This window comes from Deinococcus murrayi DSM 11303, assembly GCF_000482805.1.
Lineage (GTDB): Bacteria > Deinococcota > Deinococci > Deinococcales > Deinococcaceae > Deinococcus > Deinococcus murrayi.
On record NZ_AXWT01000040.1, the window covers coordinates 1 to 11,389 of the forward strand.

At 68.0% G+C, this 11,389-nt stretch carries 11 protein-coding genes; 6 read left to right on the forward strand and 5 right to left on the reverse strand.

Annotation, left to right across the window (positions count from 1 at the left end):
• Positions 1-56: 56 nt before the first annotated feature.
• Positions 57-617: a hypothetical protein gene (locus H565_RS0108605; RefSeq protein WP_245576197.1), complete on the reverse strand. Its 561-nt coding sequence runs from the start codon at positions 615-617 to the stop codon at positions 57-59.
• Between the two features lie 123 nt (positions 618-740).
• Here H565_RS0108605 and H565_RS0108610 point away from each other — a divergent pair, with 123 nt between their 5' ends.
• Together H565_RS0108610 and H565_RS0108615 are read left to right on the forward strand one after the other, a co-directional pair.
• Positions 741-1,709 (forward strand): alpha/beta fold hydrolase, encoded by a 969-nt coding sequence (locus H565_RS0108610; protein WP_027460680.1) that lies wholly within the window; start codon positions 741-743, stop codon positions 1,707-1,709.
• Between the two features lie 366 nt (positions 1,710-2,075).
• Positions 2,076-2,309 (forward strand): hypothetical protein, encoded by a 234-nt coding sequence (locus tag H565_RS0108615; protein WP_027460681.1) that lies wholly within the window; start codon positions 2,076-2,078, stop codon positions 2,307-2,309.
• Between the two features lie 78 nt (positions 2,310-2,387).
• Here the strand turns inward: H565_RS0108615 and leuS are convergent, their stop codons facing one another.
• From leuS to proS, 4 genes are all read right to left on the reverse strand, one after another.
• On the reverse strand, positions 2,388-4,862 hold the full coding sequence (leuS, locus tag H565_RS0108620; RefSeq protein ID WP_027460682.1) for a leucine--tRNA ligase: 2,475 nt from the start codon (positions 4,860-4,862) through the stop codon (positions 2,388-2,390).
• Positions 4,863-5,019: 157 nt separating this feature from the next.
• Positions 5,020-5,679, reverse strand: coding sequence for a DUF1345 domain-containing protein (locus H565_RS0108625; protein ID WP_027460683.1), 660 nt, complete (start codon positions 5,677-5,679; stop codon positions 5,020-5,022).
• A complete protein-coding gene (locus tag H565_RS0108630; RefSeq protein ID WP_027460684.1) occupies positions 5,676-6,128 on the reverse strand; it encodes a GNAT family N-acetyltransferase in 453 nt (150 codons plus the stop codon). Before H565_RS0108630 ends, H565_RS0108625 begins: the two co-directional genes overlap by 4 nt.
• 74 nt (positions 6,129-6,202) lie before the next feature.
• Entirely contained in the window at positions 6,203-7,699 is a 1,497-nt protein-coding gene (proS, locus tag H565_RS0108635; protein ID WP_027460685.1) for a proline--tRNA ligase, read from the reverse strand.
• 132 nt (positions 7,700-7,831) lie between these two features.
• Here proS and H565_RS0108640 point away from each other — a divergent pair, with 132 nt between their 5' ends.
• The 4 genes from H565_RS0108640 (at position 7,832) to H565_RS0108655 (ending at position 11,284) form a co-directional block, all read left to right on the forward strand.
• Positions 7,832-8,095: a DUF2171 domain-containing protein gene (locus H565_RS0108640; protein ID WP_027460686.1), complete on the forward strand. Its 264-nt coding sequence runs from the start codon at positions 7,832-7,834 to the stop codon at positions 8,093-8,095.
• A gap of 92 nt (positions 8,096-8,187) precedes the next feature.
• On the forward strand, positions 8,188-10,107 hold the full coding sequence (locus H565_RS0108645; RefSeq protein WP_084542932.1) for an alpha-amylase family protein: 1,920 nt from the start codon (positions 8,188-8,190) through the stop codon (positions 10,105-10,107).
• Positions 10,108-10,132: 25 nt separating this feature from the next.
• Complete coding sequence (locus H565_RS16390) at positions 10,133-10,306, forward strand: hypothetical protein (RefSeq protein WP_157468940.1); 174 nt, start codon at positions 10,133-10,135, stop codon at positions 10,304-10,306.
• Between the two features lie 156 nt (positions 10,307-10,462).
• Complete coding sequence (locus H565_RS0108655) at positions 10,463-11,284, forward strand: GNAT family N-acetyltransferase (RefSeq protein ID WP_027460688.1); 822 nt, start codon at positions 10,463-10,465, stop codon at positions 11,282-11,284.
• Positions 11,285-11,389: the final 105 nt, after the last annotated feature.

An 11,389-nucleotide genomic window follows, 5' to 3' on the forward strand; every position in this document is an offset into this window, starting at 1 on the left:
GAGGGAGGAAGCCGTGCTGGACGTGCTTTTCTAAAACTGAAAGATGTCAGAAGAACCTACACGTCCTCGTTGGTGGTGCTCAAGACCGTACACGTCGTGTAAACGTCGACATTGCCATTGGGAATAAACCGGCTGTTGAAGCTGTAGTTGGCGGTGCCCGTATTCACGGCCAGGGCGGCGTGGAAGCTGCCCGCCTTGTTGCTGGCGCTGACCAGCTTCACCTTGGCCCGCACCGGATTAACAGTGATGGACTGGGGCAGGAAGCCCGATGCTGGGTTCGCCGTAAAGGTCAGGCGGTAGCTGCCGTTCCCAATGGCGGCGAGCTGCTGACCCGTCACCGTGGTGCGGTAGTTGTTGTCGTACTGCGACGTTGTGTTCCCGCGCAGGCCCACATCCACCGTCTGAACGTTTCCGGCCACGCTGAAGTACACCGACACCTGCGTCGTGGCGGTCATGTTGTTCACGTTGTCGCAGGCGACAAACTGGCCCGAAGCGAGGCGATATTCCGTCCGCACCTCGCTGACCCGTCCGCTCCCACTGCCATCCGGTGCCCCGCCGACGCCACAACTCGCCAGCACCGCGCTTAGGCCCACCACTCCCAGCAGCATCTTCTTCATGCCTCTCACTCTGCCTGCCCAAACTGATGTGGGGGTGACTTCCTCTTGAGGGAATATGAGGGCAATGCAAATCTTGGGTTGCCCGGTGACAGAAATCTCCTTCCGGTCGGTCAGGATGGAACGATGAGCAAGTTGCCTCGTCCTCTGACCCTCGTCCTCATCGCAGCCACCCTGCTGGGTGCCGCCGCCGCCGCTCAGGCCACGCGGACTCCAGCGGCCCTGTCCCCCACGCTCAGCCCCGCCGTCTCCGGCGAGCGGCGGTTCCTGACCCTGCCGGGCTTCGGGCGGGTGGCCTACTACGCCGACCTGCGGGGCAGTGGGCGACCCCTCGTTCTGACCCATTCGGTGAACGCGGCGGCAAGCGCTTACGAGATGAAGCCGCTGTGGGACGCCTACGCGGGCACGCGGCCCCTCTACGCGCTGGAATGGCCCGGCTTCGGGAGCAGCGACCGCCCCGACGTGCGTTATACGCCGGAGCTGATGGCCCAGGCCCTGACCGCGCTGGTCGCCGAACTGGGGACGGAGGTGGATGTGGTGTCCCTCAGCCTGGGAAGCGAGTTCGCGGCGCGGGCAGCCCTCGCCGAGCCGCGCATTCGCACCCTGGCCCTCATCAGCCCCAGCGGGCTGGGCGAGCCGCGGGGGGGCACCCAGCAGGCGAGCGAGCGCGACGGCGGCACCCGCCTCTACCGCACCCTGAATGCGGTGGGCACGCCCCTGTACGCCCTGCTGCGGACCCGGCCCAGCATCGAATACTTTCTCAGCCGCTCCTTCCGAGGTCCCGTGAATGAGGGGTTAATCACCTACGCCCTGGAGACGACCCGGCAGCCGGGGGCCAAGAACGCCCCCCTGTACTTCATCAGCGGTCAGCTCTTCACGCCCGACGCCTACCGCGACCTCTACAGCAAGCTGCGGATTCCCGTGACTGTGCTGTACGACCGCGACGCCTTTGTCAGCTTTGACCGCCTGCCGCTATTCACGGCGCAGCCCGGCGTCAGCGCGGTGCGGATTGAAGGCACCGACGGCCTGCCGCACTTCGAGAAGCTGCCGCAGGTGCGGGCGGCGCTAGACGCCTTCTGGGCTGCACACCGCTGAGCTGTCCCCCAGCAAATGCGTCCCCTCACCCTTGCGGGACGTGTCACCATACTCCTCATGACCGATGACGCCCACGCCCAGGCCAACGCGGAACAGGTCCGCCTGCTGCATGAGGCCTTGGCCAAGGCCCTCACTCCTGCAGCCGAACGGCCCCTGCTGACGCTTCCCCGTCCGGTATCCTCCCTGGTTCCCTGCACCCGCCGTAGGCGCAAGCGGTTGTCTGGCGGAGCCGCGTGAGGTCGGTGGGAGGCATTGGGCTGCGGCAGGAGTGAGCACGCCGCCGGGCAATCCGCAGCTTTTGCGGGAGGTCAGGACCCGGAGCTGTCCCCTATGATGTCTGACAAGTCCATCCCCGGAGGTGCCCGCATGACCCGCGACGACAACGACCAAAGCAGCACCCAGACGGAGAAGTTTCAGCCCGACACCACGGCGGACCTCAGCGACCAGGAAGCTGCCGAGCTGAACGCTGGCCCCCGCCGGGGAGCGCGGCAAGAGCCGGGTGCCCACCCCTCTGACGACGCGGTTCAAAAGCGAGTTCAGGGCACCGCCAGCGGCACCCCGAACATCCCAGACATCGGGCCAAATACGGGCAAGCACTGACCACGAACGCCCCAGGCCGCTCAAAGTCCCACCCCGCCGCAGGGCACGGGTGGGACTTTGAGCGGAAGGCCCTGCCCTCTACTTCACCACAATATTGATAATCCGCCCCGGAACGTAAATCTCCTTGACCGTCGTTTTGCCCTCCAGGAAGCGGGCCACGTCGGGATTGGCGCGGGCGGCGGCCAGGGCTTCTTCTTGGGAGGCGGCCTTGGAAATCTCGACCTGGCCGCGCACTTTGCCGCTCACCTGCACGCCAATGGTCACGGTGTCGCGGGTGGCGGCGGCTTCGTCCACCTCTGGCCAGGCCTGAACGTGCACGCTCTCCGTTCCGCCGCGCTCCTGCCAGATTTCTTCGGCGATGTGGGGCACGACCGGGGCCAGCATCCGGTTAAAGATGTCCAGCGCCTCTTCCCAAGCGGGGGTGCCGAAGGCGGGCGAGCGCTTGGCCTTCACCAGCGTGTTGGTCAGCTCCATCAGCGAAGCGATGATGGTGTTAAAGCTCAGGCGGCCAAAGTCGCCCGTCACCTTTTTCAGAGTGGAGTGGACGGCGTAGCGCAGGTCGCCTTCGGTCAAGGTCTCTTCTGGGCCGACGGTCTTCTCGCCGAAGTACAGGGTCCAGACGCGGCCCAGCCACTTCGCGGGGCCGTTGATGCCCTGCGGGTCCCAGGGGCCGCCCAGTTCCCAGGGGGCGATGAACATCAGGTAAGTCCGCACGGTGTCCGCGCCGTACTCGCGCACCAGGTCGTCGGGGTCCACGACGTTGCCCCGGCTCTTGCTCATCTTCTCGCCGTCCTCGCCCAGAATCATGCCCTGGTTGCGCAGCCACCGAAAAGGCTCATTCTGGGTGGTCAGGCCCAGGTCACGCATCGCCTTGGTCCAAAAGCGCGAGTACAGCAGGTGCAAAATCGCGTGCTCGATGCCGCCCGTATACAGGTCAACGGGCAGCAGGTCGGCCTTCGCGGGGTCAAAGGGATGTTGGTCGTCGTGCGGGGACAGGTAGCGGTACATGTACCAGCTCGAATCGACAAAGGTGTCCATCGTGTCCGTGTCGCGCTCGGCGGGGCCGCCGCACACCGGACAGGTGGTGGCCGTCCATTCCCGGTCCAGTTTCAGCGGGCTCTGGCCGGTGGGCGTGAACTCGACGTTCTGGGGCAGGCGGACGGGCAACTCCTGCGCCGGGACGGGCTGCGCTCCGTGCTCGGCGCAGTACACGATGGGAATGGGCGTGCCCCAGTAGCGCTGGCGCGAGACCAGCCAATCGCGCAGGCGGTAGGTCGTCTTGGCCCGCGCTACCCCCAGTGCCTCCAGCCGCTCGGTGATGGGGCCGATGCTCTCCTTGCCCCCCGGCAGGCCGTCAAACTCGCCGGAGTTCACAATCAGGCCCTCGCCCGTGTAGGCCGCTTCGGGCGGGTCGCCCATGCCCTCCCCACCCTGGGGCCGGATGACCTCGCGGATGGGCAGCCCGAACTTCTGCGCGAAGGCGAAGTCGCGCTCGTCGTGGGCGGGCACGGCCATGATGGACCCCGTGCCGTAGGTCGCCAGCACGTAATCCGCAATCCAAATGGGCAGCGGTTCGCCGCTCAGGGGATGGGTGGCGAAGCTGCCGGTAAAGACCCCGGTTTTCTCGCCCTCCTGCTGGCGCTCCACGTCGGTCTTGCGGCCCGCCGCCTCGACGTAGGCGCGCACGGCCTCCGCCTGCTCCGGGGTGGTCAGCGCCTCCACCTTGGGATGCTCCGGGGCCAGCACCAGGAAGGTTGCGCCCATCAGAGTGTCGGGACGGGTGGTAAAGACGGTTTCCGGCCCGGCGGGGGTGGGAAAGGTCACCTCCGCGCCCACCGACTTGCCAATCCAGTTGGTCTGCATGACCCGCACGCGCTCCGGCATGTCGGTGCCGGAAAAGTCCAGCAGCTCCTCGGCGTAGTCGGTGATTTTCAGGTACCACTGGTTCAGGTTGCGCCGCTCGACCGGGGTGCCGCAGCGCTCGCAGGCGCCGTCGACGACCTGCTCGTTCGCCAGCACGGTCTGGTCTTTGGGGCACCAGTTCACCAGCCCGCCCTTTTTGTAGGCCAGCCCCCGGCGGAAGAACTCGGTGAAAAACCACTGGTTCCAGCGGTAGTACTCCGGGTCGCAGGTGGCAAAGGAGCGGCTCCAGTCAATCATGGTGCCCATGCGCCGGAACTGCCCGGTCATGTGCTCGATGTTCGAATACGTCCACTGCGCCGGGTCGCGCCCATGCTTGATGGCCGCGTTCTCGGCGGGCAGTCCAAAAGCGTCGAAGCCCATCGGAAACAGCACGTTGTACCCGCGCATCCGCATCCAGCGGGCGTGCGCGTCGGGCGCGACGTTGGCGTACCAGTGCCCGATGTGCAGGTTCCCGGAAGGGTAAGGGAACATCGTCAAGGCGTAATGCTTGGGCTTGCTGGAGTCCTCGCGGAAGGTGTACAGGCCGCTTTGCTCCCACCGTTCCTGCCACTTCGGCTCTAGGGCGTGGGGGTTATAGCGCTCGGCGCGGGGTTCTTGCAGGTCGGGTTTGTGGGTGGGTTCGGTCGTCATGGGGAAGCTCCTCGTGGGACTCAAAAAATCGCCCCGGCCTGGGTAGCCGGGGACGCACGCACGAGCCAGAGGGGCTAGGCGAGGCGTCCCCGGCGGGCGAGCGCAGAGCGAATCATGGGGGGCAGTGTAGCGGAGAAAAGGGGCCTAGAGAAAGGGGCTACCCCAGCAGGCCCGCCACTCCGCCCACCGTGAGGGCCACGACCACCGTCCCAAACAGGTACGATACGAGGGCGTGCCCCAGCAACAGCCGCCGCATCGGGCGCGACGTGAGGTTGTTGTCGCTGACCTGGTAGGTCATCCCGATGGTGAAACTCAGGTACAGGAAGTCGCGGTAGTCGGGGTCTGGAAGGGTGCCGCCGCCCTCCAGGAAGGCCACGCCGCCCCCCGTCTCGTAATAGAGCCGGGCGTAATGCAGGGCATATTCGGTGTGCAGCAGCAGCCACGACAGCACGGTCGTGAGGGCGGCGAGCGCGGTCAGCGGCAGCTCCCAGACAGGGCGCTGGTGGGCGGTCCACAGGGCCAGGCCCACTCCCAGCAGACTGACGAGGGCCGCCGCGACCGTGACCAGCCGAGCGAGGGTGCGGGTGTCGTCCTCGCGGGTAGCGAGCCGCCGGGTGCGCGCCGGACCGGCCTTGAGCAGCACGGGCCACACCCCCAGCAGCACGGCGAGGCACAGCACGTCCCAGCCCAGCAGCGTCCGGGCGACGGGAGGCCACCCGCCCCCGCCGGGCACCAGCGCCGCCGCCGTCACCCCCAGCAGGGCGGCCACTCCCAGCCGCACCGCCGCGGGGGGCACCCGCCGGGGGGCGTGGGTCACCCGGCCCCCCCCAGCCGCGCCATCATGTCCACCCGGTCCAGCCCCGGCCCGTAGCCGCCGGGCACCCGCCGCACTTCCCGGAAGCCGAAGCGGGCGAAAAAGGGAGCGCTGTGCTGTGACGTGTCGAGGTGGACCTCCCGCGCTCCCAGCGCCCGCAGCCGCTCCAGCCGGAAGCGCAGGAGCTGCGAGCCGTACCCCCGGCGCTGGGCGTTCCGCGCCACCATGCCCCAGCTCAGGCCCGCTGGACGCCCTCTGTCCTCCGGGCCGAGCCACACGCCCCCGCACGCGACGACCTGCCCACCGTCTTCCAGCACGAAATACTCGCCGGGGTCCTGAAGCCACGTTTCAAACTCCGCCCGCTCGTGCGGGGCGAAGAAGTTGGGCACGTTCGAGTCAAAGAGGGCGAGGCAAGCGGCGCGGTCCTCCGGGGCGTAGGGACGGATGGGCATGGCGGCAGCCTAGGCCAGTGTCCGGCGGGGTGAAAGGGGCCGTTGACGAGGGTGAACGGCCCCCGACCCCTCCCTCAGTACTGCCGCCCGAAAATCACCCGCTTGCCGTACGCGCCCGGCTGCCCGCAGCGCACGCAGGGGCCTTCTTCCTTCTCCGCAAAGAACTCGGCGTCGTCCAGGGGGACGTTGCGGGCAGTCGCCTTGGTGTCCTCCTTGATGGCGGCCTCGCACCCGGCGTCCCCGCAGTGGTGTGCCCGGACCCAGTTTCCGTCCTCGATGGCCTGCCGAAACGCCCCGTAATCGTCGGCCTTCACGGTGCGGGCGAGCATGAAGTCGGTCGCGCGGGTCAGCAACCAGTTGTGGATGGCGTCCAGGCGGGCGCTCATGCCAGAGACAGCCTCGGCGCGGGGCAGCGTCTCCTTGTCCTCACTGTTGCGGTTCTTGACGACGACCACGCCCGCTTCCAGGTCACGCGGGCCGAGTTCGACCCGCACGGGCACGCCCTTGAGTTCCCAGTCGTTGTACTTAAAGCCGTTCGTCACGCCGTCGCGCTTGTCCACCCTGACCCGCAGGCCCTGCGCCCGCAGTTCGGCGGCGAGGCGCTCGCCTTCCTCCACCATCTGGTCAAAGTTTTCCTTGCGACCCACCGGAATCACGATGACCTGAACCGGCGCGATGCGGGGCGGCATCATCAGCCCGAAGTCGTCGCCGTGCGTCATGATGATGGCCCCGATAATCCGGCTGGAGATGGCCCAGCTCGTCGTGTGGGCGTACTCTTCTTTTTGCTCGCGGGTCTGGAACTTCACGTCAAAGGCTTTGCTGAAGTTCTGGCCCAGGTAGTGCGAAGTGCCCGATTGCAGCGCCTTGCCGTCGCGCATCATCCCCTCGATGGAGTAGGTGGCGACCGCCCCGGCGAATCGCTCGGAGGCCGTCTTCTCGCCGCGCACGACGGGCAGCGCGAGCACGTCGCGGCAGAACTCGTGGTAGAGGTCGAGCTGCTGACGGACCTCGGCGCGGGCCTCTTCCTCAGTCGCATGGGCGGTGTGGCCCTCGTGCCAGAAGAACTCGCTTGTTCGCAAAAAGGCCTTTGTCCGCAGCTCGGCGCGGAACACACTGCCCCACTGGTAGTGGAGGAAGGGCAGGTCGCGGTACGAGTTCAGCCACCCGGCCCACATGTGCCCGATGATGGTTTCCGACGTGGGGCGCATCACGTAGGGTTCGGCGAGTTCCTCGGTCCCGATGCGGCTCACCGTGAACAGCTCTGGCGCGAAACCCTCGACGTGGTCGGCTTCCTTGGTGATAAAGCCCATCGGAATCAGCGTCGGGAAGATGAGGGACTCGTGCCCGGTCGCCTTGAAGCGGTCGTCGAGCCAGCGCACGATGTTTTCCCAGAGGGCCGTGCCGTAGGGCCGCACGACCATCGCGCCCGCGACCGGAGAGTTGTCGGCGAGGTCCGCCTTCTTGACGACTTCGTTGTACCAGTCGTTGAAATCCACGCTCTGGGGCGTCACCCCGTACTGCTGCGCCTTCTTGTCCTGTTTGCCCTGCTTGCCGCCGCCGTCTTTCGTCATCGCCCGACAGCATAGTCGGCTGGGGCGTAGGCCGCAGGGGGGGCATGCCAGGACGGTTCGCCCAACGTTCGCCCGCTCGCCCTCCACGGTCCTTTCATCTACCTCTCTGAAGGGGCGGCCTACGCTGGCCCCATGACCCAGAACGACGCCGGAGAAATCACCCGCCGCATCGAGCAAGACCTGCGCGAGCGCCTCCAGCGTGAGGGCGAGCACCTTCAGGTCAAGGACGTGAGCGGCGAGCACGTCGGCACCGTCGACCATGTGGAGGGTGACCGCCTCAAGCTGACCCGCAAGGACAGCCCCGACGGACAGCACCACTACGTGCCCCTCTCGCAGGTCGAGAGCATGGACGACGTGGCGGTGTACCTGAACGTCGAACGCAGCGCCGTGCAGTAAGCGGCGCTGGTGCTGGGGCGGTGGGGGAGACTTCACCCCCCTTTTGGCCACCCCGCTGGAATCGGTTCCATTCTGCCCCTATCCTGGGAGGCGTGCCTGCCCCCAGCTTTCCCCCGCTGTCCCCCGCCGCCCTCCCCGACGAACGCGACGCGCAGACCTTTGAGCTGCGGCTGGAGCGCTACGGCCCGGACCTCCTGGAGAGCCTGCGGGCGGTGTACGGCAATGACCTGGGCGACCTCCCGGCGCGGCTGCTGGAGGTGCTGGCGCGGAACTTTCGCGAGCGCCCCGCCGACCTGCGCCGCCTGGACGAGGCCCGGCTGCTGCGACCCGACTGGCTGCAAGGGCCGGAGATGGTGGGGTACGTGGCCTACGCCGACCGCTTTGCCGGAACATTGGCGGGGGTGGGCGAGCGGCTGGACTACCTGGAGGGCCTGGGCATTCGCTACCTGCACCTGATGCCGCTGCTCAGGCCCCGCGAGGGCGAGAACGACGGCGGCTACGCGGTCGCCGACTACCGGGCGGTGCGGCCCGACCTGGGCACGATGGACGACCTCGCGGCCCTGGCGCGGGGGCTGCGGGGCCGGGGCATCAGCCTGGTGCTCGACCTGGTGCTCAATCACGTCGCCCGCGAGCACGAGTGGGCCGAGCGGGCGCGGGCGGGCGAGGAAAAGTACCGCGCCTACTTCCACATCTCCCCCGACCGCACCCTGCCCGACCTCTACGAGCGCACCCTCCCCGAAGTCTTTCCCGACTTCGCGCCCGGCAACTTCTCTTACGACGAGGGGGCAGGAGGCTGGGTCTGGACCACCTTCAACGCCTACCAGTGGGACCTGAACTGGGGCAATCCGGACGTGTTCCTGGAGTTCGTGGACCTCATCCTGTTCCTCGCCAACCGGGGGGTGGAGGTCTTTCGGCTGGACGCCATCGCCTTCCTGTGGAAGCGGCTCGGCACCGACTGCCAGAACCAGCCGGAGGTCCACCTCCTCACGCGGGCGCTGCGGGCGGCGGCGCGGGTGGTGGCCCCGGCGGTCGCGTTCAAGGCCGAGGCCATCGTCTCGCCCCGCGAGCTGCTGGGGTACCTGGGGCGCGGGGCGCACGCCGGGCGCGTGTCGGATATGGCCTACCACAACAGCCTGATGGTGCAGCTCTGGAGCAGCCTGGCGAGCCGCGATACCCGCCTCTTCGCGGAGGCGCTGTGGGCCTTTTCCCCCAAGCCCACGAGCACGACCTGGGGCGTGTACGTGCGCTGTCACGACGATATTGGCTGGGCGATTGCCGACGAGGACGCCGCCCGCGCCGGGCTGTCGGGGGCGGCGCACCGCCACTTTCTCTCGGACTTCTACAGCGGCGAGTTTCCGGGGTCCTTTGCGCGGGGACTCGTCTTTCAGCACAACCCGCAGACCGGAGACCGCCGCATCAGCGGCACGGCGGCGAGCCTCGCCGGGCTGGAGGCGGCGCTGGAGGTCGGGGACGCGGGCCGCATCGACGACGCGGTGCGCCGCTTGCTGCTGCTGCACGCGGTCATCCTGGGCTTCGGCGGGGTGCCGCTGCTGTACATGGGGGACGAACTCGCGCTGCTCAACGACTACGAGTTCGCGGATGTGCCCGAACACGCCGCCGACAACCGCTGGGTGCACCGCCCCCGCATGGACTGGGACCTGGCCGGGCGGGTATCCAGCGAGCCGCACACCCCGGCGGGCCGGGTGAACGCGGGGCTGCGGCACCTCTTGCGGGTGCGCCGGGGCCTGCCCCACCTGCACGCCAGCGTCGAGAGCTGGCCGCTGCCCAGCCCCGACGGGCGGGTGCTGCTGCTGCGGCGCGACCATCCCCTCGGCGTGATGGTGCAGGTCTACAACTTCAGCGAGCAGGAGGTCGTGCTGCCCGCCTACGAGCTGCGGGGGGCGCTGGGGGCGGAGGCGGTCGACGCCCTGACCGGGAGCCGTCTGCACCTGGAGCGCCCGACCCTGCGGCTGGAGGGGTACCGGGCACTGTGGCTGACCCAGATTGGATAGGGTTGGGACCACCATGAAAACGCGGATGAGGGTTCCTCGTGGCGGCGTCGAGGCGGCTCTAAACGCCTCCCGCCGGGTGGCCGAGCGTCTCTCGCCCCTCGCCCGTGACCCGGAGGTGCGCCGGGGCCGTGACGTCCGGGTTAAGCCGATTGGCCTGTTCGCGGCACATCAGCGGGAGGGGATGGTCGCCCTCGTGTAGGCTGCCCGCATTCTTGCTGTGCCCCTGGAGGTCTCTCATGATGCGAACTGCCCCTGCCATCCACGCTGTCCCGTTCGCCCACCCCCAGGTCACCGCGAGCCGTCTCTGATTCAGCGCCGACGCCTTCCCGGTGACCCACCGACCGAGGTCACCCCCTTGAACACGTACACGATTGAAACGCCCACGCTGGGCACCCTGACCGACTTTTTTGCGCTGCACCCTGACCCGGTAGACGTGGCGAGACGCCTGCCCATTCTGCGCGAGAACATCGCATCGGGCCGGGTTCGGCTGGAAAATGTGCTGATCCTGCGCTCCGAGCGGGGCGTAGAAGGAACGGCCCTGATCTCGGCCGCCCCACAGGTTCCCGTCTTTCCCCGCTTTCGCCCGGACGTGGCCCCAGAGGGGGTCACCGCCCTGGCCCTGGCCCTGCGCGACCGCGCCGAACCAGGGCGTGAGCTGGTGCTTCAGGACGACCTCGCGCCGCTGGACGCCGCCCCGGTGGAGGCGGCGGGGTGGGTGCTGCAAGACGAACACGTGATGTACGAAACCGACCTTCAGGCCCGCTCTCATCCCCTTGTTCCGGACGCGGTGGAGGGGGGCGCAGAGCTGCGCGAGCGGCCCGACATCGCCGCGCTCATGAGCACCCTCGGCCACGCGGACTGGGAATGGGCCGAGGGCTGGACGCTGGTGGCCCTCCCCAACACTTCCAGGCAACCCATTGCCCTGGGAGCCTTTGGCCCCAGCACCCGCCCCGGCTGGGCCAACCTGAATATGATCGGCGCCCACCCCGGCGCACGCGGTCAGGGCATCGGCACCCGCCTCCACGCGCATCTGCTCGCCCGCGCCGCTGAGTCCTTCTCCATGCACGGGGGCGGCACCGAGGCCGAGAACCACGCCATGCGCCGCATCTTCGAGAAAAACGGCAGCCGCCACGTCGCCACCCAGATGTATTTCCGGCCCGCCAGGCTTTTATCTTGACTGAGGCCAAGAAAAAGGGCTGATAGGGAGTTGTGCAACCACCCATCAGCCCACTGCCCTTTTTAACCCAAATCCCGGACTGGCGCGACCAGAAGCGCATCACAT